Source organism: Streptomyces sp. BE20 (assembly GCF_036322525.1).
GTDB lineage: Bacteria > Actinomycetota > Actinomycetes > Streptomycetales > Streptomycetaceae > Kitasatospora.
The window spans coordinates 23,167-46,127 of record NZ_JAQYWW010000497.1 but is presented as its reverse complement, the minus strand read 5'-3'; the positions used below and the strand labels follow the sequence as shown (position 1 = coordinate 46,127).

Here is a 22,961-nt window from a genome sequence, read left to right as displayed (position 1 = left end):
AGACGGTTACCGGATCATTTGTTCATATACGTCCGCTTGCGGCGAGCGGCGGACGCCGCGTCCCGAGGCTTCCGAGGAGGCCCGCGGCCGGGTGGCGGACGCCGTTCGGCACTGGTCAGCCCGGGTCCGCGGTCCCCGCACCGGCCGACCGGCGGGCGACGGAGGCGCCGTCCGCCGCCTCGTCCGAACGGTCGACGCAGGGCAGCGCGGAGAGGAGCGGTCGGAGGGGAGCGGTCGGAGGGCGGGCGCGGGGCCTCAGTTCAGTACGTCGAGGACCAGCCGGGTGCCGCCGCTCGCGAGCAGCATCATGGCGATCGCGACCAGCAGGATCCCCGCGACCTTCTCCAGAACGGCGCCGGTCGAGTCGGACACCCGCCGGGTCACGTGCCCGGCCGCGTACAGCGTCAGCCCGGTGACCGCCGCGTACCCGAACCCCGCGACGGTCAGCCCCACCGCCGCCCACCAGCCGGGTGCCTCGGCGCGGTAGGCGACGAAGAAGCCGAAGGTCGTCCCGCCGAAGGTGAGGGGGAAGGTCAGCGGGGTGAAGACGATCGAGCGCCACGGTGCCGGCGGCCCGGCACCCGCCCTCCCGGGGCCCGGCCCGGAGCCGGTCTCGGCACGCGGTCCGGGCTCGGCGCCCGGTCCGGTGCCGCCCGGTCCGGCCGGGGGCGCGACGGCGGCCTCGGCCACCGCCTTCGGCGGCGGCGCGGTCCGGCCGGTCATCATCGGCACCGCCGCCAGCAGCAGTGCGATGCCGCCCGTCGCGGACAGCGCCGCCGTACTGATGCCCAGCAGCTCCAGCAGCGGCTCGCCGATCCAGAGCGCCGCGAGCATCAGCACCGAGACGTTGGTGAACAGACCCCACGCCAGCTTCCGCTGCTCGCCGGACGTGTAGCCCTCGACGATCGGCAGGTAGGAGGAGAGTGCGGCGATCGGGCTGTAGAGCGCGAAGAGGGCGAGGAACAGCAGCAACGCGTCGTCGAGGTGCAGCGAGGGCATCGGACTCCCAACGGGGCGGGGGTGCGCGCGGGACCGCGGCATGTCCGTGCCTCCGTCGCGTCGCAGCCGGTACCGCCAGCCTTGGGCCGCCTCCCGGGGCGGGCCAGCGGTTCTGAGCCGAACGGACTACCCGCCCCGCCCGGTCCCGCCCCGACCGGACCGGCGGCGCCCGCCCGGCGGAGCGGGGCGGCCGGGCGCCGCCGGGCGGCCTCCGTGAAGTGCCGGGGGAGCTGATCCGGGCGAGACTGGGGCGAAACGGCCCGCAGGGCCCGGTACCGGCGGGACCATCGGCCCGGCGCGTCCGTCCTTCCGGCCCTGCCGCCTGCGCGGACCCGGGGGTGGGATGGAGCCGAGGGGCCGGAACCTGGTTCCGGGCCGTCGGCCGAACGCAACCGCGAGGGCAGGAGCACAGAGATGAAGGCCGCCGTCGTCCACGACTTCACCCAGCCGCTAGTGATCGAGGACCGCCCGGTGCCCGAGCCCGGGCCGCACCAGGTCCGGGTCAGACTGGAGGCGTCGGGGCTCTGCCACACCGACATCCACGCCGCGCACGGCGACTGGCCGGTCAAGCCCACCCCGCCGTTCGTGCCGGGCCACGAGGGCGTCGGCATCGTCGAGGCGGCCGGCGCGGAGGTCCGGCACGTCGGAGTCGGCGAACGGGTCGCCATCGCGTGGCTCGCGGACGCCTGCGGGCGCTGCGACCAGTGCGTCTCCGGCTGGGAGACCCTCTGCCTCCAGCAGCACAACAGCGGCTACTCCGTCGACGGCGCCTACGCCGAGTACGCCCTCGCGCACGGCGACTACGTCGTCCCCGTCCCCGACGGCATCGACCCGCTGGACGCCGCCCCGCTCTCCTGCGCCGGCGTCACCACCTACAAGGCCCTCAAGGTGTCCGGCGCCCGGCCGGGCACGCGCGTCCTCGTCTCCGGCATCGGCGGCCTCGGCCACCTCGCCCTCCAGTACGCGCGGATCAGCGGCGCCGAGACCATCGCCGTCGACGTCACCGACGACAAGCTCGCCCTCGCCCGCGAGCTGGGCGCCGACCACGTCCTCGACGCCCGCACCCAGGACGTCGCCGCCGAGGTCCAGAAGCTGGGCGGCGCCCACGCTGCCGTCGCCCTCGCCGTCAGCAACGCCTCGTTCCAGGCCGCCTACGGGGCGCTGCGCCGCGGCGGCACCCTCGTGCTCGTGGCGCTCCCGGCGGAGGGCAGGCTCGAACTCCCCGTCTTCGACACGGTCCTGAACGGCACCAAGGTGATCGGCTCCATCGTCGGCACCCGCGAGGACCTCGCCGAGGTGTTCCGCCTCCACGCCCTCGGCCGCACCCGCGTGATCCGCGAGACCCGCCGGCTGGAGGACGTCAACGCCTGCTTCGACGAAGTCCTCGGCGGCAAGGTCTCCGCCCGCCTGGTCTTCGACCTGACCTGACCTGACCCGGCCCGACCCCACCCGGGCCGCCGTTCGGCCGGTTTTCCCGGTGGGCCGGACCCGGGCCGCCCGTCCGCCGGGCCGCCCGTCCGCCGGCCCGCACCGGGCGGGCGGCCCGCACGGCGACAACCGCGGCCCAGGGCCGGCGGTGGGACTCCGACGTCACGCGGTGCCGGTCGTGGACGGGAGCGCCGTCGTGCGCTCCAGTACGAGGTCGAGGTCCGACTCGATCTCCTGGCCCGCGGTCAGGTGAAGATGGGATCCGCCGGGCACTCCCTCCTGGGCGAGGGTCAGCAGGTGGCGTGCCAGCGAGACCAGTCCGGCCCGGTTCCCCTTGATGACGACCTCTGCGGAGTCGATCCGCACCTCAAGGTCGAATCCGTCGTCCCAGACGAGGCGGATCCCCTTCTCCGGGTGGCGTTCCGGAACCTCGATCACGTAGTCCATGGGCGGCAGGCTTCCTTCGAGCGGACGGTCCGGTCGATCCTGCCGTACGGACCCCCGTCGGGCGACGGCGGGGCGGTGGGGCCCGGCGTCGCGCCCGCCGGCCGCCCGGCCGGGCTGACTCCCGCCCGGGCCGCCGTCAGCCCGCTTCGGCGGCCTTGGCGGCCACGGCCGCGGTGAAGCGTTCCAGCCCCTGCGGGCTGTGGGCGAGGAAGAGGTTCGGCTCGATCAGTTCCAGTTCCATGACCACCGGGTCGCCGGAGTCGTCCAGCGCGAGGTCGACCCGGGCGAACAGGAGGGGACCGGCTGCGGGGAGGGCCGCGAGGGCCGAGCGGGCGGTGCGGAGTTCCGCCTCGGTCGGGTCGTAGGGGGTGACGCCGGGGTGGGCCACCCGCAGGTTGTCGATCACCCCGGCCTCGGTCAGGACCGGGCCCTTGCAAATCGCGTGGCTGAAGTCGCCGCCGAGGAACACCAGGGCGCGTTCCCCCTCCACGACCCGGCGCAGGTAGGGCTGGACCATCACGGTGCGGCCCTGGTCGAGCAGCAGGCGGGCGTGGCGCAGGGCGTCGGCGGTCTGGCCGGGCTCGTAGCGGGCGGTGTCCCGGGAGCCGGCGGAGACGGCGGGCTTGACCACGATGTCGCCGGTCGGGAGCTCCTCCTCGTGGGTGGACCCGCCCGGTTCGAGGAACCGGGTCGGCACGACCGGGACGCCGTGTCCGGCGAGCGCCGACAGGTAGCGCTTGTCGCTGTTCCAGCGCACCACGGACGCGGGGTTCCACAGCCGGGTGGCGTGCGCGGTGGTGTCGGCCCAGGTCAGGAACTCGTCGATGCGCTCCGCGTAGTCCCAGGTGGAGCGGATCACGGCCAGGTCGAACCGGTCCCACCTCTCGGCCTCGGCGTCCCAGTCGACCGCCTCGGCGGCGAGGCCCTCGGCCCGCAGGGCGTCGAGTATCAGCGGGAGGTCGGCGTCGTACGCCGCGGCGGCGCGGGCGGTCACGACCGCGATTCTGGCAGGGCGCACGGGAGTCTCCGGAGGTCGGGGGCGGGCGGGCCCTCAGTCTAGGGAGGCCCCCGGACGGGCGGTCCGCTCCCGCCGTCGGTAGCGCCCCGGGGAGTCCGAACCCGCGCCGGAAGGCGTGCGCGCAGGCGTAGTCGGAGCCGTAACCGACCTGGGTGGCGACGGCGTCGGGCGGGCTCTCGGTCGCGCGGAGGAGCCGGGCCGCCGTCGTCGTCCGCCACGAGGTCAGGTAGCCGAGGGGAGGCCGGCCGATCAGGTCGGTGAACCGCCGGGCGAACGCCGCGCGGGAGGAGGTTCCCCGGGAGGACGCCCGCGGGCGGCTGCTCGCCGGGGGCCGGCCGCCCGGTGTCGTGGACGGGGCGCCGGCCTTCGTCGAGGCGCGGATCGGTGACCCCGGGCCGGTGACCGGCACGGTCCGGGACGTCACCGGCGCCCCGGCGCGCCCGCTGCACGCGTGGGCCGCCGAACACGCGGAGCTGTTCCGCCGATCGGCCGGGGACGGCGCCCGCCCTCTCCGCGGGGCGCCGCCACCGTGGTCCCCGCGCCCGCTCGCACGCCCCGGTGGCACGGCCCCGTCCGCCGCGTGCGCCCAGGGCCTGCCAGGATGCGACCGGTTCGCGACCCGAACCCGACCGGCAACTCACTGGCCGTCAACTTCACGCCGCACCTACCATGTTGACGATCGAAGGAGGTGTCGGCGTGGTGCACGGGGGTGCGGGTCCCGGCCGGCGGCTGGAGAGCGCGATCGCGTGGGTGCTCAGGAACTCGGACGGCGTGGTGGCCCTGCTGGGGGCGCTGGTCGTCGGCCTGCTCGACCTGTTCGGCGGCGGTCTGGGCGACAACGTCGTCTCCGGTGCCACGCTGCTGGTGCTGGCGGCCGTGGTGTACGGCTCGCTGGCCGAGCGCCGGCGCCGGGTGGTGGACATCCGGGAGGCGACGGAGGGCGCCCGGCAGGCGCTGGAGAACCTGACCTCGGTGCGCGAGCTGGCCGGGGTCGACCTGGAGCGGGCGCTGGAGCGGGCCCGCCAGGACACCGACCGGTGGGTGTTCAAGGGCGGCACCGGCACGTACCTGCGGGCCGTCACCCTGCCCGAGTGCGTCCAGGAGGCGCGGCGCCGCCGCCGCGCGCTCACCGTCAAGATCGACATCGTGCACCCGGGCGACGAGGCGGCCTGCGCCGCGTACGCGCGGTTCCGGGGCACCTTCGGCAGCCGGGCGGACGGCGCGCACGGCGCGCACGACGGCGGCTGGAGCGTGGAGCGCACCCGCAAGGAGTCCTACGCGACGGTGCTGGCCGCCGCCTGGTACCGGCAGCGCCTGGACACCCTGGAGATCGACGTCCACCTCTCGGAGGTGGCGCCGTCGCTGCGGTTCGACGTCTCCGCCTCCTGCCTGATCATCACCCAGGACGACCCGCGGCGGGTCAGCATCTACGTCGAACGCGGCCGTCCGCTGTACGACTACTACGTCACCGAGCTGCACCACTACCGGGAGCAGGCGGTCAAGCTCGACCTCCGGGACACCGAGCCGCTCGGCGACGACCCGACGGTGGACGAGGCCCGGCGGCTGTTCGAGCACCTGCGCATCCCGCTGCCGACGGCCTTCTCGGACCGGGACGTCGGCGACATCATCGACCGGGCGCTGCACGCGGACAACCCGTACCGCCGGTAGCCGCGCGCACCGCGCCCGCAGGGGGAGACCAGGGGGAGACGATGAACCTCTTCACGACACTCGAACGGGCCACCGGACGCACCACCGCCGAGCCCGGCCTGGACGGCCTGGTCGGCGGGCTGCTGGCCGAGGTGGCCTCCGGCGCACGGTCGCTGCGCGCGGTCGCGCACCCGCTCGGCTTCTACTGCCTGCCGGTGCTGCGCGACGGCGCGTACGGCGTGTGCGTGCACGTCTTCGACCCGGTCCCGGCCGGGGCGGAGCGCGAGATCCACTGCCACAGCTGGGAGCTGAAGAGCAGCGTGCTCTACGGCCGGGTCGGCAACCTGCGGGTCGGGGTGTACGACGAGCCCGGCCGGCCGACCCACCGGGCGTTCGAGGTATACAGCGCCGGAGGGGCGGACGAGATCCGCCCGACCCCGCGGCTGGTCCGCTGGGAGCCGCTGGCCGAGCAGACCAGCGCGCGCGGCGAGACGTACACCCTGGGCGCCGGCGAGTTCCACGCCACGGTGCTGCCGGACGCCGCGCCCGCCGCCACCGTCGTCCTCGGCCGGACGGTGCCGGGGCCGGTGGACGTGGTGCTGGGGCCGGTGGACGGCACCGCCCGCCGCGTGGTGCGGCGACTCTGCGACGCGGCCCGGACGGCCCGGATCGCCGACGAGGCAGCCAGGAGGATCAGTGGACACGACAGGACCGGGTGAGGGGGCCGCGCCGCCCGCCTACGCGGAGGAGTGCCGGGTCGCGGTGCGGGCCGCTGAGGAGGCGGGCGCCCTGCTGCGCGCCCGCTTCCTGGACGCGTTCCGGGTGGACACCAAAGGGGAGGACGGTGACGTCGTCACCGAACTCGATCTTCTGGCCGAGGAGTTGGTCACCCGCAGGCTGACCGAACGCTTCCCGGCGGACCGCATCCTGGCCGAGGAGGGCGGCGCCACGGCCGGCCGGCCCGGCTCCCGCCGCACCTGGCTGGTCGACCCGCTGGACGGCAGCAACAACGTGGTGATCGGCCTGCCCGCCTACGTGGTCGGCATCGCCCTCTGCGTGGACGACGAGCCGGTCGTCGGCGTGGTCCACGACCCGGTCGCCGGCCGGACCTGGCGGGCGGTGCACGGCTGCGGGGCGTACGGGCCGGCCGGGAGGCTGGGCGCCCCGGCGCGCCCGCCGGGCGCGGGCCGGCCGGTGCTCGGCTGGACGCAGGGGCACGGGGTGACGGGCGGCGACCCGGTGGCCCGGGCGCTCAAGGACGGGCTGGAGAGCGGCGCCCGCCGGGTGCTCCAGCTCTGGGCGCCGCTGCTCACCTGGTCGCTGCTGGCGTGCGGGCTCATCGACGGCTTCGTCGGCTACCGGGCCGAGGAGATCGACCTGCCCGCCGGGAGTCTGCTGGCGACCGAGGCGGGTCTGGTGGTCCGTGCGCTGGACGGCGGCGGGTTCAGCGCGCGGATCGGGCAGCCGGACACCGCCCGCAGCTACGTCGCGGGCCGTCCTGAGATCGTGCCGTACCTGCTCGACCTGGTCGCCCACGCCGGTCTCCCGGACGGACCCGGGGGACCCGCCGCCCGGTGACACCCGGCACGCCCTGCCCCCCGTTGTGTCCTTCGCGGTCCTGCACGAGGGCCGCCGGCCCCCGGGCGGCCCGGCGTGACCGGGCCCCCTGCCTACGCGTTCTCTCCCGAGCAGACCGGAGGGCGCCGTGAACCGGACTCCGCGCACGCCGGGAGGCGTCGTACGGCCGGGACACAGAGAAGTGCAGCATGGGCACCAGACCTGCGGCGGCCACCAGACCAACGTCCGAGACGGATCCGCCTACCGAGAGCACGGCAAAGGGCACGGCCACGAACGACACACGGTCGCCCAGCACCGACAGGGAATGCCCAAGGAACAGGCGGGCGAACTGCGGTTCGTCACGCAGCACGCCAGGGATCAGGGGTTTCATGGCAGGAGCCGTTCAAGGACAGGAGGGCAGATTGCACAGCGCCCGAGCGCCGCCAGCGGGGCAGGACCATGCCGGCCCGGCCGGTGACCGCGCCTGCGCTCAGAGGCCGATGTCGTCGGTGGCGGCGTCCTCCCGGGCCCGGGCGTCGCGGACGTAGCCCTCGAAGACCGGGGAGCCGGCGGCGTGGCCGGACTGGGCCCGCACCTTGTCGGGCCGCTTGCCGGCCCTGATCCCGGCGGTGATCAGCCCGGCCCGTTGGGAGTGCCCGGTGAGCCGTGTCTCCAGGCCGGCGCGCTCGGCGGTGCGGGTGATGACGATCCGGCAGCCGTCCGGGGACAGCCGCCCGCCCCACACCGCCCAGTCCCGCGCGTAGCCGGCCCCGGTCTTCGCGGGGCGTACGTCGTCCAGGTGCCGGCGAGCGGGGGTGTCGAGCGCGGCGAGCACCGCGGCACCCGCCGCGTCCGGCCCGGCCCCGGCCCAGGCCCCGTCCTCGGCGACGTCGCCGCCGACGGCCGGCAGGGCGGGCAGCAACTCGTCGTCGACCAGGTCCTCGCTCAGCGAAGTCTCCTCGCTGACGTCCGTCGCCAAGGGCCGGGGGCGGCACGGTGCCGCTGGGTCAGGCCTGCGTGGCGGTGTCGGCGGCCTCGGCGCGCTGCTTGGCCACCAGCCGGTGGCGCAGCGCTGCGGCGGCGGGGTCGGCGTCGACGTCGCGCCACCGGCGGCGATCGAAGCCGGGCGCGTCGGACCACTCCTCCGCGACCTCCACCAGGGACTGCCAGCACTGCCGGAGCGTATGCAGGTTCTCCCCCCGGTGACGGTCGTCGGGGTTCTCGGTCAGACGCGCGAGCATCACCTCGGCGCGGGCCCTCGCGGTGCGCACCAGACTCGCCAGCGCCCGCGCGGCGCGTTGCTCCGGGCTGCCGAAGAGGTCGTCCCCCTTCATCGGAGTGATCCGTTCGTACAGGAATCCGTGGATGGCCTCGATGTCTGCCGGGGTGAGGTCCACCGCGTAGTGCAGCTGTTCGGCGGGCGGGGTGCGGGTGTCGGTCACAGGGGCCCCTCGGTTCGGGCGGACGGATCGTCATATCCGGTTATTACCTCGGATATGCGAGGTTATCCGAGGTAATAACCGTCACATGCGGGTTCCCGGGAAACTGCCGCAGCGCTGACTGACATCCTCGGGGCGATCGGCGACTTCTTCGAAGCCCGGAGGGCGCGGGCCTTCCCCGAACGCGACGCCCTGCCCCTGACCCCCGGGCCGGTCCCTCAGGAGCCGCCCGTCACCGCGAGGGCCGCGGTGGCCAGCGCCACGCCGCCGACGGCGAGCACGGCCCCGGCCCCGGCCACGCTCCGCAGCGGCACCCGCAGACCCGCCGAACGGCACCGCTCGTACCAGAGCAGGGTGGCCAGGGAGGCCCAGGGGGTGATCAGCGGGCCGATGTTGGTGCCGATCAGCAGGGCCAGCAGCTGCTGGTGGTTGCCGGCCGGCACCGCGCCCTCCCCGGCCAGGTAGACCGGCAGGTTGTTGAGCACGTTGGACAGGCCCGCGCCGACCGCCGAGGCCCGGAACAGGCCGAGGACCCCACCGTCGGTGCCGATCGCCTCGGAGAGCAGCCGGTGCAGCCCGTGGGCGTCCACGGTCTGCACCACCAGGAACATCCCGGGCACCATGACCAGCAGCCGCCACGGTATCAACGAGGCGCGCAGCCCCTCCGGGCGCCGGACGGCGTAGGCGGCGACGACCACCGCCGCCGCCGCGCCCGAGGCGACCCAGAGCGGGACGACGGCCGCCAGGCTGGCCACCAGGAACCCGGCGCAGGCCAGCGCGCAGATCCGGAACAGCGCCCGGTCCTTCGGCCGGTGGGCCGCCGGTGGCCGGTACGCGTCCGCCCCCCGCCGCCCGCGCCGCCAGTAGAACCCCCACAGGCAGGCCATGGTGGCGAGCAGCGCTGCCAGTTGCGGCGCCCACATCGCCCGGGCCAGCCCGGCGGGGGAGAGTGCGACGCGGTCGGCGGCCAGCAGGTTGGTCAGGTTGGACACCGGGAGCAGCAGGCTCGCGGTGTTGGCCAGCCAGACCGTGGTCATCGCCAGCGGGAGCGGGGCGATGCCGACCCGGGTGGCGAGCGCCAGCATCACCGGGGTGAGCAGCACGGCGGTGGTGTCCAGGTTGAGCACGGTCGTGGTGAGCGAGGCGAAGCCCACGCACAGCAGGAACAGCACCGGGTAGCTGCCCCGGCCGACCCGCGCCACCCAGGCCGCGAGCACGTCGAACACCTCCGCGGCGCTCGTCAGTTCGGCCAGCACGATGACCGAGCCCAGAAAGGCCAGCAGCGGCGCGATCCGCTGCACGGCCGCCCCGGCGGAGTCCGGGGGGAGCAACCCCGTGGCGAGGAAGAGCAGGCCGAGGACGAGCAGCCCGCCGGCAAGGAGGTCGAGCGGATGAAGTCGCCGGACGGCGGGCCAGTACGCAAACACGGACGTCAGGGTCGCACACGAGGCGTCGCGGGTCGACACCGCCACTCGTACGTCCGGTCGGACACCGGTCGCGCGTTCCCGCAATCCGGACCGGAGATCACCCGAAACCGTTGTGGGCAAGGAGGGTTCAGCCCGTCCGGATCGGTCATAAGCTCTCTCCATGGGGGCTCTTGACGCGACCCCGGGTGGCCCCGGGCCGATCGACTTCTTCATCAGCTACTCGCCGGCCGACGAACGCTGGGCGGCCTGGATCGCGTGGACGCTGGAGGAGGCCGGCTACCGGGCGTTCCTCCAGGCGTGGGACTTCGTCCCCGGCACCAACTTCGTCGACTTCATGGACCGCGGCGTCACCGAGTCGGCGGCCGTCATCGCCCTGCTCTCGCGCAACTACGAGCGCTCGCGCTACGGCCGGATGGAGTGGCAGGCCGCCCTGCGCGCGGATCCGGACGCGCCGGACCGCCGGCTGGTCACGGTCCGGATCGAGGACATCCCGGTGGACGGCCTGCTCGCCACCCTCACCTACATCGACCTGGTGGGCGTCGACGAGCCGGCCCGCGCCCGGCAGCTCCTGCTCAACCGGGTCGCGGCGGCGATGGACGGCCGGTCCCGGCCCGAGCTGCGCCCCGGCTACCCGGGCGGCGCGCCCGGCGCCCTCCCGCCGGCGGCCCAGACGCAGATCCCCGCCCCCCGCCCGGTCGGGGGCACCGGCTGGGCGGGTCGGCGCAGGCCGTCCGTCCAGCCCGAGTACCCGCAGGCGGCGGGCCGGGCCGGCGGGCGCGAGGCGGTGACCGTGCTGCACCTGGCCGGCCCCGAGTTCGGGCGGGGCAACGACCCGGTCGATCTCCAGGCCGCCGTCTGGGGCGACCTGGTGGAGCTGGCCGACTCCGGGGCCCCCACACCCGAACTGGTGGTCGTCACCGGTGACCTGACCGCCTCCGGCAGCCCCCGCGAGTGCGAGCAGGCGCTCTCCTTCCTCACCGGGATGCGCGCCCTGCTCGGCCTGGAGCCGCACCGGGTGGCGATCGTCCCCGGCGGGCAGGACGTCAGCCAGGCCGCCTCGCGCGCCTACTTCGCCACCTGCGAGGCCGACGAGCTGCGGCCCACCCCGCCCTTCTGGCCCAAGTGGCGGCACTACGCCCGGCTGTTCCAGGAGTTCTACCAGGGGCTGGAGGTGGTCTTCGACAGCGCCCAGCCGTGGACCCTCTTCCCGGTCCCCGAACTGGGCACCGTCGTCGCCGGTCTGAACTCCTCGATGGCCTGGTCCCACCGGCCGGACGACCGGTACGGCTGGCTGGGCCCCGAGCAGGCCGCCTGGTTCGCCCAGGCGCTGCGCCCGTACGAGAACGACGGCTGGCTGCGGATCGGCGCCCTGCGCCACCCGGTCGCCGCCGCCCACCCGGGAACCGGCCCGGGGGGCGCCCACCAGGGCGCCGCGCACGCCGTCGGGGGCCGCCCGGCCGGCTCCCGGCCGACCGCCGCCCGCCCGGCCCGCGGCGGCCCGGACGCCGAACCGCTCCGCGACGTCGACCGGTTCACCCGGCTGACCGCGCCCCGGCTCCACCTGCTGCTGCACGGCCCGGCCGCCGCCCGCGGCGCCGTCGGGCCGCTCGCCACCTCGGCCGGCGAGGTGACCGTGCTCGGGGCCCCGGCCGCAGGCGGCCACCAGTTGCTCCGGCTCACCCGCGACGGGCTGACCCGCTGGTCCGCCCCGGACGCCGAGCCCCAGCAGGCGGCCGTCCCCTGGCGCCGGGCCGGGCGGGCGTTCCCGGTGCCCGAGCCGGCCGGCCCGGCCCCGACCGTCGAACCGCCGCAGGTGGACGAGGTCCGCCCCGCCGCCGGGGCGGAGCGCGAGACCCGCAGGCTGACCTCGCCGGTGGACGCCCTGCTGGCCCGGGTCGCCGAGGTCTGCCGCACCCGCCACCAGGGCGCCCAGATCCGCGAGGTGGCCGGATCCCCGCCGCAGCTCTTCGTCACCTGGGCCGAGTCCGGCCTGGTCCGCCAGCAGCGGGTGGCGGTCAGCGTGCAGACGCCGACCCTGGAGGACGTCGACCGTTTCGCCGACGAGGTGCACGCCGACGGCGCCGGCCTGGACGCCGAACTCGTCCACGACGGACCGCCGCCACCCCGGGTGCTGCGCGAGCGGGCCCGGCGCCGGGGGGTGCGGCTGCGCAGCTTCGTGGAGTTCCAGGGCCTGCTGGACCTGCGCGACTACGTCTCCGCCCAGAGCGAGCGGCTCAGCACCGACAGCCAGTACCAGCCCGGTCTCTACCTGCCGCAGCGCTTCCGGGACGCCGAGCGCCCCGGCGTCCAGGAGCGCGAGGGCCTGGTCGACGAGCTGCTCCGGCTGCTCGACTCCGACCACGGCCGGTTCGTCCTGCTGCTCGGCGACTTCGGCCGCGGCAAGACCTTCGCGCTGCGCGAGACGGCCCGCCGCATCCCCGCCGAACTCCCGCACCTGGCACCGCTGTTCATCGACCTGAGCGCGCTCGACAAGGCGCACTCGCTGGACGGCCTGGTCGCCGCCCACCTCACCGAGCACGGCATCGATACCCTCGACCTGCGGGCGTTCCGCTACATGCTCCGGCAGGGCCGCGTCGTCCTGCTCTTCGACGGCTTCGACGAACTGGTCAACCGGGTCAGCTACGAGCGCGCCGCCGACCACCTCCAGGTGCTGTTGGACGCCGCCGTCGACAACGCCAAGATCGTCGTCACCAGCCGCACCCAGCACTTCAGCTCGCACGAGCAGGTGCTCACCGCGCTCGGCGAGCGGGTCGGCCTGCTCCCGCAGCGCCGGCTGGTCGCCGTCCAGGACTTCACCCCGCACCAGATCCGCGGCTACCTCGCCAACCGGTACGGCGATCCGGACGCCGCGGCCCGCCGGATGCGGCTGCTGGAGGCGATCCCCGACCTGCTCGCGCTCTGCCGCAACCCCCGGCTGCTCAGCTTCGTCGCCGACCTCGACCACGACCGGCTGCGCGCCGTGGCGGGCGCCGGCCGGGCGCTCAGCGCCGCCGGCCTCTACCAGGAGGTCTTCACCTCCTGGCTGAGGTTCGAGGAGCAGCGCGGCCACGGCGGCCCGGGCGCCGCCCCCGGCCTGCGCCTGGACCAGCTCTGGCAGGCCGTCACGCTGCTCGCGGTGCGGCTCTGGGAGAGCGGCCGGGTCTCCATGGCGCTGGACGAGATCGTGGACATCGCCGGGGTGCTGAGCGGTCTGGCGGAGAACCCGATGCCCACCTCGCAGTTCGCGCACGCGGTCGGCTCCGGCAGCCTGCTGATCCGCTCCGACGAGGGCATGTTCCACTTCATCCACGGCTCGGTGGTGGAGTGGCTGGTGGCCCGGGCCGCCGCGGCCGCCCTGGAACGCGGCGAGACCGAGCTGCTCGCCCGCGGACCGCTCAGCCGGCTCGCCGTCGAGTTCCTCTGCGACCTCGCGGACCACCAGATCTGCCAGCGCTGGGCCCGGTCCGTCCTGGACGGCGCCCACGAGGGCGGCGAGGCGGCCCGGCTCAACGCGGTCAAGGTGCTGGACCGGCTGCGGGTGCCCGCGCACACGGACCTGCGCGGCGCCACGCTGGCCGGCGAGGACCTCTCGCACCGCGACCTGTCCGGCGTCGACCTGTCCGGCGCCGACCTGACCGACGCCCGCCTGCTCGGGGCCGACCTGTCCGGCGCCGACCTGCGCGGCGCGACCCTGGCGGGCGCCCGGCTCGACGGCGCCGACCTGTCCGGCGCCGACCTGCGCTCCGCCGACCTGCGCGGCGCCCGCCTGGTCCGCACCGACCTGCGCGCCGCCCGGCTGCGCGGAAGCCGGTGGCAGCGGGCCGCGCTGATCTCCGCCGTCACCGACCCGGAGGTGCTGGCCGCGCCCGAGCTGCGGGCCGCCGCCATCGCCCCGGGGCTGCCCGTCGAGGCCGGGTTCAGCCCCTCCGAGGTCGGCGTCCCGTACGGGTTCGACGTGCGCTCCACCCGGCTGCCCGAACCCGTCGCCTTCAGCCCCGACGGCCGGTTGCTCGCGGTCGGCAGCGAGGACGGCAGCGTGCTGGTCTGCGACGCCGTCACCGGGGTCGCCCTGCGAACCCTCAAGGACCACATCGGCCGGGTCTACGCGGTCAAGTTCGCCGGTGACGTGCTGGCCACCGGCAGCGCCGACGGCACCGTCCGGCTCTGGGACCAGGTCTCCGGGGAGTGCCGGCACCGCCTCGACGTCCACGCCGGCGGGGTCTGGCCGGTCTCCCTCGGGCCGTCCGGGCGACTGGTCGCCACCGGCGACCCGAACGGCGTGGTCACCCTCTGGGACACCGGCACCGGCCGTCCGCTGCACCGCCTGCCCGGTCACGACGCGCCCGTCTACACGGCGGTGTTCAGCCCCGACGGCGCCCAACTGGTCACCGGTGACCAGGGCGGCGGGGCGCGGCTCTGGTCCACCGCCACCGGCCGGCGGCTCGCCGTGCTCCCCGGCCACCGGGGCACCGTCTACCGGTCCGCGTTCAGCCCGGACGGCACCCTGATCGCCACCGCCGACGGCGGCGACGGCACCGGCGGCACCGTGCGGATCTGGGAGGCGGCCGGACGGCGCCTGCTGCACACCCTGCCGGGCCACGCCGGGCGGATCTACACGCTCGCCTTCCACCCCGACGGCGACCTGCTCGCCAGCGGCGACACCGAGGGCCAGGTCCGGCTCTGGAACCCGCTCGACGGCACGACCGCCGGCCGGCCCGAGGACTCGACCGGCAAGATCTACCAGGTCACCTTCGACGAGGCCGGCACCCGGCTCGCCGCGAGCGACAGCGACGGCGGGGTGCGGATCTGGCGGGTCACCCGGATCCCCCGGGCGGACGGCACCGGTCGGTCGGGCGGGGACCCGGCGGCCCGGGGCGGCCACGAGGTGGTGCCGCTGCGCCGTCAGCCGCCCGAGCACCGGGGCTCGGTCTGGGCCTGCCGGTTCCGCCCGGGCGCGGGCCGGGGCAGCGCGGAGACCGACGCCCTGCTGGTCACCGGCGGGAACGACGGACTGGTCCGGCTCTGGGACCCGGCCTCCGGCCGCAGCCGCCAGCTGCTGCGCGGCCACGGCCGCCGGATCGGCTCGCTCAGCTTCAGCGGCGACGGCACCCTGCTGGCGGCCGGCGGCAACGACGGCGTGGTCCGGCTCTGGGAGCCCGCCACGGGCCGCCGGGTGCGCGAACTCTCCGGCCGCAGCAGCCGGCTGGTCTCCGCAGAATTCAGCCCGGAGGAGGCGATCCTGGCCACCGCCACCAACGACGGCGACCTCTGCCTCTGGAACGCCCGGACCGGCGAGTACCTGCGCGAGATGGACGTCGAGACCGAGCACGTCTGGGCCGAGGCGTTCAGCCCCGACGGGGTCCTCGTGGCCACCGCCAACGACGACGACACCGTCCGCGTCTGGTACCGCCGCACCGGCGCCCACCTCGTCACCCTGCGCGAGCACCGGGGCCGGGTCCGCTCCATCGCGTTCAGCCCGGACGGCCGGCGGCTGTTCACCGGCTGCGACGACAGCAGGGTCCGGATCTCCGACGTCGACACCGGCCGGGTCGAGGCCGAACTCGACGGCCACACCGACCGGGTGTACGCCGTCTCACCGGCACCCGACGGCTCCTGGCTGGCCAGCGCCTCCTGGGACGGCACCACCCTGATCTGGGGCGACGGCGTCGTCCGGCACCGGCTGACAGGCCACGTCGGGCGGCTCTGGACCGCCGCGGCCCACCCGTCCCGGCCGCTGCTCGCCACCGCGGGGGACGACCGGGTGGTCCGGGTCTGGGACCCGCGCACCGGCGAGCAGGTGGCCGGCCTGCGCGGCCACACCGGCCGGATCCTCGCGGTCACCTTCAGCCCGGACGGCTCGTTGCTGGCCAGCGGCGGCGAGGACGGCACCGTGCGGCTCTGGCGCGTCCGGGCCGACGGCCGGCCCACCGCGCTCGCCACCCTGCTCGGGGCCCCGGACGGCTGGGCGGCGCTGCTGCCCTCCGGTGCGTACAAGTGCGAGGGCGACGTGGCCGGGGAGTTCTGGCACGCCGTCGGCATGTGCCGGTTCGAGCCCGGCGAGCTGGACACCCACCTTCCGGGCGTCCACCGGCTCCCCCCGGAGGAGGAGTTGTGAGCCGCCGTTCCGGGTGCGCCGCGGTCCTGGGTGAGCCGCCGTTCCGGGTGCGCCGCCGTCGATGAGCCGGTGCCGTCGGTGCGTGCGGGCAGGATGAGCGCATGCCGACCACGAGCACGACCACGAGCACCGTCCGCCTTCGCATCGAGGCCACCGACCTCCCGGGCCGCAGCGGCGCCGCGGTCCCCGGGTTCCCCGGGTACACCGCCGTCCAGGTGGGTGTGCAGCGCAAGGGGAGGCCCGGGGAGCTCCTCGACCCGGTGGCGGGGGACGCGGACGGGGCGGTCTGGACGGTGGAGTGCACCGTGAAGCCCGGCCCGGCCGGCCCGGACCTGCTGGGCCCGTACGTGCAGGGCGGCCCGGGCGCCCGGTTCGTCTACCTCACCTGGCTCACCCCGGGCCCGGACGGCCCCGCGCTGCTCCGCCGCGCCAAGCTGTTCCTGGACGCCGTCCCGCCGGCCACCCTCGGCGCGGCGGTGCGCGGCGGGCTGCTGGTGGGCCGGCTCGGGCTGACCGACGCGAAGGGCCACCCGCTCTGCGGGGCGGTCCGCCCGCCGGTGATCGCCTGGTCGGCCGGGGGCGGCGGGGCGGCGGCATGACGGAGGGCCCCGCCGCACCGGCGGGGCCCTCCGTCATGCCGCGGACCCCGGGGGGTTCCGGTGGAGCGGCCTACTGGTAGGTGACGGTGGCGCCGGCGCCGCTGAAGTTCTGCTGTCCGGCGGCGAGGCTGAAGTAGACCCAGCCGGACGGCGGGTTGTTGATCGTCAGAGTCTCGTTGTTGCCGGCGTTGGTGGACTTCGCCTGGTAGGAGGAGGTGGTGGCCCAGGTGCTGCCGCCGTAGTAGAGGTCGGCGTTGCCGGTGCCGCCGGTGGTGGTGATGGTCAGCTGCTGGACGCCGGCCGGCAGGTACAGGAAGTGGTAGCTGTAGTTGCCGGCGGTGGCGGTGAGGTTCTCCCGGCGGCAGTTCTTGTCGAACTGGCGCGGGTCGGCGATGGTGCAGACCGGGGTGGTCGGGGCGACCGGGGCGTCCGGCAGCGTGCCGCAGCCGTTGGTCGCGCAGGCGGTCAGCCAGGCGTCGAAGCCGGCGTCGTAGCCGGTGCCGACGGTCTGCTTCAGGAAGGTGCGGGCACCCTCCCAGTCACCGGTGCGGTACTTGGTGAGCACGGTCTCGATGTCCGCGCGGTGCTCCTGGAGCATGTAGCGGACGGCCAGCCAGCCCCACTTGTAGACCCGGGTCGAGTTGACGTCGGGGTCCGCCTCCTGGCCGTAGACGGTGTCGAACAGCTGGCTGAGCTTGTAGGTCTTCTTGGCGGCCTCGGCGATCGCGTCGGTGTTCGGCAGGTTGCGGTAGCCGAACGAGATGTTCTCGGCGATGCCCTCGACCCACCAGATGGTCGGGGTGGTCAGGCTGGCGTCGAAGTCGCCGGCCATGTTGTAGCGGCCGTCGAGGTAGTGGGTGTACTCGTGGTTGAGGTTCCAGATGTGGAAGGTCGGGCGGAGCCAGTCGGCCTCGTGGGCGATGAAGCGGGCCTGGTTGCCGGGCAGGGCCGGGTTGCCCTCCTCGTACATGCCGCCGTTGTCGATGTCGATGTTGTAGAAGGCCCAGGCGTACAGCGCGTAGTTGTAGTAGTCGTCGAAGGCGACGACCTCCAGGTCGGTGTTCACGTCACCGGGGATCGCGCCCTTGTCGCCGATCACCTTGTGGAAGTACGCGTCCTGGTTGGTCAGGCTGGTGCAGGTGCTGGTCAGCTGCGCGGGGGACATGTCCTGGGCGCGGATCTTCAGGCCCGGGTTGCAGGTGCGCTGGATCGGGAGGATGACCGGGAGCAGGCGGTCCGTCAGGTCGCAGATGGCGTAGGCCGCGCAGTTGCCCTTGTCGAACTGGCGGGTGGCCCAGGCCAGGTTCATGGTGATCGGCGCGGTGGGGCCGACGTTCGGGTACCGGTTGATCAGGTCCTTGAGCAGCGGCCGGAGCCGGTCCTTGAGCTCGGGGACGACGAGGGCGTAGCCGAGGTAGCGGCCCATGTTGCTGACCATGTCGTCACGGTTCAGCAGGTCCTCGTTGCGGGTGATGAAGCCCGACCAGGCGTCGAGGAGCGAGGAGTCGGCCTTGAGCGCGGCCTTGAGGCCCTGGCCGTCCTTCTCGGGCTTGGGGTCGAGGCCTTCCTCGATGAGCCAGTCGAAGTGCTTCAGCGAGAGGTTCATCAGCCGGGGCCAGTTGCCGTCGTAGCTGTTCAGCATCCACTTGAGGACGCCGTTGTACCGGCCGAAGGTCCTGGTCTGGCCGATCACCGTGACGACCTCGTTGAGGGTGTCGCCGTTGGCGTCGGTGATGTCCTTGCTGTGCGGGGCGGCGAAGAAGGCGTCGAGCGCGCCGCGGGCCGCGGTCTCCAGGGTCGGACCGTAGGTGCCGACGGCGTCCGGGAGGACCTCGTGGAGGTAGTAGCCGGCGCGCAGGTACATCACCAACTGCCCGACGGAGGTGCTGTTGTCGCCCGGGTAGGTCGCGGAGGCGTCACGCAGCGCGTTGGCGACGGTCACCATCTTGGCTTCGCCGAAGGCCTTGCCGGCGTCGGCGCCGGTGAGCTGGAACAGCGGGTAGGCGCAGGGGACGTTCGGCAGTGCCTTGAGCTGCTGGACCAACGCGCTGCCCGTGGCGTTGATCAGTTCGGAGAGGTTGGGACACGGCTCCCCGGCGGCGGCCGAGAACTGCTTGGCCGCCTTGAGGGGCTCGGTGACCGGTACGGCGGGGACGGCGGACTGCTTGCCGTAGTCCTGCGAGGAGAGCTTGAAGGGGCTGTTGTTCCTGGCCTCGGGCGACTTGGGGACCGGGATCGACCGCGGCGCCGAGGCGGTGGTTCCGGTGGCGTTCACGCCGGCCGGGGCCGTGGCGCCGACGGGCGCGGCCTGGCTCTGCGGTGTGAACAGGCCGAGCGCGATGAAGAAGGCCGCGCCGAGCGCAGGGAGTCTGCGCACGTTGGCCGTTGATATCCGGGAGGGACGCATCTGTGGGGGCCTCCGGGGCCGTTGTGACCGCGCGTTGGGGCACGCGGCCAATCGATGTGTGACATGTAAAATGGCACATGTCGCATGGCGCCGGGAAGGCCTCGGACCGGATTGTCGTTCGCCGCAACCGAAACGTTGTCAGAACACATGGCCGGAGGGCCCCGCCGGTGCGGCGGGGCCCTCCGGGTCCGGTGGAACGTGCTGCTCGGCGACGCCTGTCGCCGAGCGGTCGTGGCCTACTGGTAGGTGACGGTGGCGCCGGCGCCGCTGAAGTTCTGCTGTCCGGCGGCGAGGCTGAAGTAGACCCAGCCGGACGGCGGGTTGTTGATCGTCAGGGTCTCGTTGTTGCCGGCGTTGGTGGACTTCGCCTGGTAGGAGGAGGTGGTGGCCCAGGTGCTGCCGCCGTAGTAGAGGTCGGCGTTGCCGGTGCCGCCGGTGGTGGTGATGGTCAGCTGCTGGACGCCGGCCGGCAGGTTCAGGAAGTGGTAGCTGTAGTTGCCGGCGGTGGCGGTGAGGTTCTCCCGGCGGCAGTTCTTGTCGAACTGGCGCGGGTCGGCGATGGTGCAGACCGGGGCCTGGGAGGTCGGCAGGGTGCCGCAGTTGTCGGCCGCGCAGGCGGTCAGCCAGGTGGAGAAGTCGGCGTCGTACTTGGTGCCGATGGTGGACTTGAGCAGGGTGCGGGCGCCCGCCCAGTCACCGGCGCGGTACTTGGCGAGCAGCGCGTTGACGTCCTCGGGGTGCGACTGCAGCATGTAGCGGACGGCCAGGTATCCCCACTTGTAGACCCGGGTCGAGTTGACGTCGGCGTCGGGGGTCTGGTCGTAGACGGTGTCGAAGAGCTCGCTGAGCCTGTAGGTCTTCTTGCCCGCCTCGGCGATGGCGCCCGCGTTGCGCTCGTTGCGGTAGTGGTACGAGATGTACTCGGCGACGCCCTCGACCCACCAGATGGTCGGGGTGGTCATGCCGGCCTCGAAGTCACCGGCCATGTTGTAGCGGCCGTCGAGGTAGTGGGTGTACTCGTGGTTGAGGTTCCAGATCTGGAACTGCGGGCGCAGCCAGTCGGCCTCGTGGGCGATGAAGCGGGCCTGGTTGCCGGCCTTGCTCGGGTCGCCCTCCTCGTACATGCCACCGTTGTCGGTGTCGATGTTGTACATGATCCAGGCGTACAGCTTGTAGTTGTAGTAGTCGTCGAAGGCGACGACCTCCAGGTTGGTGTTCAGGTCGCCGGGGACCGCCCCGTTGTCCTTGATGACCTTGTGGAAGAAGGCGTCCTGGTTGATCAGGCTGGTGCAGGTGTCGGCCAGCTCGGTGGCGCTCATCTGCTGGGCGCGGACCCGCAGGTTCGCGTTGCAGGTCTGGGTGTTGACGAGGACCAGCGGGACGAGCCGGGTCGGCAGGTCACAGGTGCCGTAGTACGAGCAGTTGCCCTTGTCCGCGTCCTCCGTGAACCAGACCAGGTTCATCGTGAGCGGACCGGTGGCGCCGACCAGCGGGTAGCGGTTGATCAGGTCCTTGACCAGCGGGCGGCCCTGGGCCTTCAGCGCGTCGACGGTGAGCAGGTTGCCGAGCTGCATGCCGATCCGGGTGGCGACGTCGCCGCCGTCCAGCTGGGCGGCGTTGCGGGTGACGAAGGCGGCCCAGGTGGTGGCGACGGTCGGGTCGGCCTGGAGGGCCGCGATGAAGCCGGTGTCGCCGTACTTCAGGTCGAACCCGCCCTCGATGACCCACTCGACGTGGTCCACGGCGAGCTTCATCGAGGCCGGCCAGTTGCTGCCGTAACCGGCGAGCAGGCGCTTGACGACGCCGGCGTACCGGCCGTTCTCGTCGGCGCTGTCGATGAGGGTGACGGCCTCGTTGAGGGTGGCGCCGTTGGCCTCGGTGACGTCCTGGCTGCGCGGGGCGGCGAAGAAGGCGTCCAGCGCGCCGCGGATCGCGGTCTGCAGCGCGGTGCCGTAGGCGCCGACGGCGGCCTCGTTGTTCCCCTGCACGTAGTAGCCGGCGCGGAGGAACATCACCAGCTGGCCGATGCCCGCGCTGTTGTTGCCCGCGTAGGTGGCCGAGGCGGTGCGCAGCGCGTCGGCCACGGTGACCATCTGGGCCTCGCGGAAGACCTTCCCGGCGTCCGTCCCGGTGAGGTTGAACAGCGGGTAGGTGCAGGTGACGTCGGGGAGCGCCTTGAGCGACTGGACGAGCGCGCTGCCCGAGCCGCCCAGCACGCCGGAGAGGTTGCAGTCGACGGCGGCCGGGGCGGCCGAGAACTGCTTGGCGCTCTTCGCGGCGGCGGCCGGGGTCGGGGTGACGGCCCGGACGGGGGTCTCCTTGCCGGCGCTCTCGGAGGCGAGCGGGCGGTCGCCGGTGCCGGCGTCGGGGGACTTGGGCACCGGGATCGCCTTCGGCGCGGACGCGGCGGTGACCCCGGTGGCGGCTTTGGCCGCGGGGGAGCCCGCACCGGCCGGGGCGGCCTGGCTCTGCGGTGCGAACAGGCCGAGGGCGATGAAGAAGGCGGCGCCGAGCGCAGGGAGCCTGCGCGCGCCGGCCTTGGATATGCGGAAGGGACGCATCTGTGGGGGCCTCCGGGGCCGTTCGGGGCCGCGCGGTTGGGGGACGCGGCCACTCGATGTGTGACATGTAAAATGGCACATGTCGCATCGTGTCGGGAAGAGCCCGGACCGGGTTTGTCCACCGTCGCAACCGAAACGTTGTCAGAGGGCTGTCAGAGCGCAGGCGTGGCGGCCCCCGGCCGCCGGGGCGACCGAGGGGCCGAGGGGTGTGCGGGTGGGGTCAGGCGGCCCGTGGGGCCGCGAGCGGCGTGAGCGCCGCGAACTCCAGCGGCGCCGACGGGTCGATCGACAGGTCGGCCGGCGCGGGCTCGGCGCCGGCCCGGACCAGCAGGTCGCCGATGGCCGCGACCATCGCCCCGTTGTCGGTGCACAGCCGCAGCGGCGGCACCCGCAGGGTGATCCCGGCGGAGGCGCAGCGCCGCTCGGCCAGCTCCCGGACCCGCGAGTTGGCCGCCACCCCGCCGACCACCACCAGGGTCCGGATCCCGTAATCGGTGCAGGCCCTGACGGCCTTGCGGGTCAGCACGTCGGCGATCGCCTCCTGGAGCGCGGCGGCCGCGTCCGGGACGTGCGGCTCGGTACCGGCCGCGCGGTGCGCCTCGACCCAGCGGGCGGCGGCGGTCTTGAGGCCGGAGAAGGAGAACGCGTACGGGGCGTCGTTGCGGCCCGTCAGCGGGCGCGGGAAGCGCACGGCGCGCGGGTCGCCGTCGCGGGCGGCGCGGTCGATGGCCGGCCCGCCGGGGTAGGGCAGGTGCAGGATCCGGGCGACCTTGTCGAAGCACTCGCCGGCCGCGTCGTCCAGGGTGTCGCCGAGGTGGACGATCGGGTCGCGGGCGAGGTCGCGCACCAGCAGGAGCGAGGTGTGGCCGCCGGAGACGATGAGCACCACGCACGGGTTCGGCAGCGGTTCGCCGTCCAGCGTGGCGGCGGCCACGTGCCCCGCCAGGTGGTGGACGCCGTACAGCGGGACGCCGAGCGAGTACGCGTAGCCCTTGGCCGCCGCCACCCCGACCTGGAGCGCCCCGGACAGGCCCGGACCGGCCGTCACCGCCACGGCGCCGACGTCGGCCAGGGTGAGCCCGGCCCGGTCCAGCGCCTCGCGGACCACCGGCGCCATCGCGTGGACGTGCGCGCGGGCGGCGATCTCCGGCACCACCCCGCCGTAGCGGGCGTGTTCGTCCATGCTGGAGGCCACCGCCTGGCCGAGCAGCCGCCCGTCCTGCACCAGCCCGGCCCCGGTCTCGTCGCAGGACGACTCGATGCCCAGTACCACCGGCGATCCGGTCACCGTCGTCCACCCGCCCTTGCTGCTGAAAG

Annotated in this window: 15 protein-coding genes and 1 pseudogene; 6 read left to right on the top strand and 10 right to left on the bottom strand. The window is 74.3% G+C overall.

The annotated features are described in order from the left end of the window. Window positions 1-255: 255 nt before the first annotated feature. Window positions 256-999: a MarC family protein gene (locus PUR61_RS07005; RefSeq protein ID WP_329876760.1), complete on the bottom strand. Its 744-nt coding sequence runs from the start codon at window positions 997-999 to the stop codon at window positions 256-258. Window positions 1,000-1,413: 414 nt separating this feature from the next. Here PUR61_RS07005 and adhP point away from each other — a divergent pair, with 414 nt between their 5' ends. Next, window positions 1,414-2,427, top strand: coding sequence for an alcohol dehydrogenase AdhP (gene adhP, locus PUR61_RS07000; RefSeq protein WP_329876758.1), 1,014 nt, complete (start codon window positions 1,414-1,416; stop codon window positions 2,425-2,427). Window positions 2,428-2,589: 162 nt separating this feature from the next. Here the strand turns inward: adhP and PUR61_RS06995 are convergent, their stop codons facing one another. The 3 genes and pseudogenes from PUR61_RS06995 to PUR61_RS06985 all read right to left on the bottom strand — a co-directional run. After that, on the bottom strand, window positions 2,590-2,874 hold the full coding sequence (locus PUR61_RS06995) for an Imm32 family immunity protein (RefSeq protein WP_329876756.1): 285 nt from the start codon (window positions 2,872-2,874) through the stop codon (window positions 2,590-2,592). 136 nt (window positions 2,875-3,010) lie between these two features. After that, window positions 3,011-3,868, bottom strand: a complete 858-nt coding sequence (locus tag PUR61_RS06990) for an ATP-grasp domain-containing protein (protein ID WP_329876754.1) — start codon at window positions 3,866-3,868, stop codon at window positions 3,011-3,013. Between the two features lie 175 nt (window positions 3,869-4,043). Further along, window positions 4,044-4,301, bottom strand: a pseudogene (locus PUR61_RS06985) (AraC family transcriptional regulator); the annotation flags it as partial. Between the two features lie 287 nt (window positions 4,302-4,588). On the opposite strand from PUR61_RS06985, the gene PUR61_RS06980 reads away from it, so the two are divergent. The 3 genes from PUR61_RS06980 to PUR61_RS06970 are packed head-to-tail and all read left to right on the top strand — an operon-like array spanning window position 4,589 to window position 7,117. Further along, window positions 4,589-5,560 carry a hypothetical protein gene (locus PUR61_RS06980; protein ID WP_329876752.1) on the top strand — a complete coding sequence of 324 codons (972 nt, stop codon included), beginning with the start codon at window positions 4,589-4,591 and terminating at the stop codon, window positions 5,558-5,560. Between the two features lie 41 nt (window positions 5,561-5,601). After that, complete coding sequence (locus tag PUR61_RS06975) at window positions 5,602-6,258, top strand: hypothetical protein (protein ID WP_329876750.1); 657 nt, start codon at window positions 5,602-5,604, stop codon at window positions 6,256-6,258. Further along, window positions 6,236-7,117, top strand: a complete 882-nt coding sequence (locus PUR61_RS06970) for an inositol monophosphatase family protein (RefSeq protein WP_329876748.1) — start codon at window positions 6,236-6,238, stop codon at window positions 7,115-7,117. The genes PUR61_RS06975 and PUR61_RS06970 overlap by 23 nt, the downstream gene beginning before the upstream one ends. Window positions 7,118-7,586: 469 nt before the next feature. On the opposite strand, the gene PUR61_RS06965 is transcribed toward PUR61_RS06970, so the two are convergent. The 3 genes from PUR61_RS06965 to PUR61_RS06955 all read right to left on the bottom strand — a co-directional run bounded on the left by PUR61_RS06965 (window position 7,587) and on the right by PUR61_RS06955 (window position 9,962). Further along, window positions 7,587-8,075 carry a hypothetical protein gene (locus PUR61_RS06965; RefSeq protein WP_329876746.1) on the bottom strand — a complete coding sequence of 163 codons (489 nt, stop codon included), beginning with the start codon at window positions 8,073-8,075 and terminating at the stop codon, window positions 7,587-7,589. Window positions 8,076-8,103: 28 nt separating this feature from the next. Continuing rightward, entirely contained in the window at window positions 8,104-8,538 is a 435-nt protein-coding gene (locus PUR61_RS06960; protein ID WP_329876744.1) for a hypothetical protein, read from the bottom strand. A gap of 215 nt (window positions 8,539-8,753) precedes the next feature. Then, the gene (locus tag PUR61_RS06955) at window positions 8,754-9,962 is read right to left on the bottom strand and encodes an SLC13 family permease (RefSeq protein ID WP_329876742.1); all 1,209 of its coding nucleotides are present in this window, start codon (window positions 9,960-9,962) and stop codon (window positions 8,754-8,756) included. A 160-nt stretch (window positions 9,963-10,122) separates the two neighbouring features. On the opposite strand from PUR61_RS06955, the gene PUR61_RS06950 reads away from it, so the two are divergent. Then, entirely contained in the window at window positions 10,123-16,077 is a 5,955-nt protein-coding gene (locus PUR61_RS06950; RefSeq protein WP_329876740.1) for a TIR domain-containing protein, read from the top strand. Between the two features lie 101 nt (window positions 16,078-16,178). Continuing rightward, on the top strand, window positions 16,179-16,676 hold the full coding sequence (locus PUR61_RS06945) for a DUF5990 family protein (RefSeq protein ID WP_329876738.1): 498 nt from the start codon (window positions 16,179-16,181) through the stop codon (window positions 16,674-16,676). Between the two features lie 70 nt (window positions 16,677-16,746). Here PUR61_RS06945 and PUR61_RS06940 read toward each other — a convergent pair whose 3' ends face one another. The 3 genes from PUR61_RS06940 to tsaD form a co-directional block, all read right to left on the bottom strand. Next, window positions 16,747-19,053, bottom strand: a complete 2,307-nt coding sequence (locus PUR61_RS06940; protein WP_329876736.1) for a M9 family metallopeptidase — start codon at window positions 19,051-19,053, stop codon at window positions 16,747-16,749. Window positions 19,054-19,319: 266 nt separating this feature from the next. Beyond that, window positions 19,320-21,644 carry a M9 family metallopeptidase gene (locus tag PUR61_RS06935; protein WP_329876734.1) on the bottom strand — a complete coding sequence of 775 codons (2,325 nt, stop codon included), beginning with the start codon at window positions 21,642-21,644 and terminating at the stop codon, window positions 19,320-19,322. 220 nt (window positions 21,645-21,864) lie between these two features. Then, entirely contained in the window at window positions 21,865-22,917 is a 1,053-nt protein-coding gene (tsaD, locus tag PUR61_RS06930) for a tRNA (adenosine(37)-N6)-threonylcarbamoyltransferase complex transferase subunit TsaD (protein ID WP_329876835.1), read from the bottom strand. Window positions 22,918-22,961: the final 44 nt, after the last annotated feature.

Excerpts from the sequence above, each read along its gene's own strand:
- PUR61_RS07005 (WP_329876760.1), bottom strand. The coding sequence starts at position 999 with ATGCCCTCGCTGCACCTCGACGACGCGTTGCTGCTGTTCCTCGCCCTC.
- adhP (WP_329876758.1), top strand. The coding sequence starts at position 1,414 with ATGAAGGCCGCCGTCGTCCACGACTTCACCCAGCCGCTAGTGATCGAG.
- PUR61_RS06995 (WP_329876756.1), bottom strand. The coding sequence starts at position 2,874 with ATGGACTACGTGATCGAGGTTCCGGAACGCCACCCGGAGAAGGGGATC.
- PUR61_RS06975 (WP_329876750.1), top strand. The coding sequence starts at position 5,602 with ATGAACCTCTTCACGACACTCGAACGGGCCACCGGACGCACCACCGCC.
- PUR61_RS06950 (WP_329876740.1), top strand. The coding sequence starts at position 10,123 with ATGGGGGCTCTTGACGCGACCCCGGGTGGCCCCGGGCCGATCGACTTC.
- PUR61_RS06945 (WP_329876738.1), top strand. The coding sequence starts at position 16,179 with ATGCCGACCACGAGCACGACCACGAGCACCGTCCGCCTTCGCATCGAG.
- PUR61_RS06935 (WP_329876734.1), bottom strand. The coding sequence starts at position 21,644 with ATGCGTCCCTTCCGCATATCCAAGGCCGGCGCGCGCAGGCTCCCTGCG.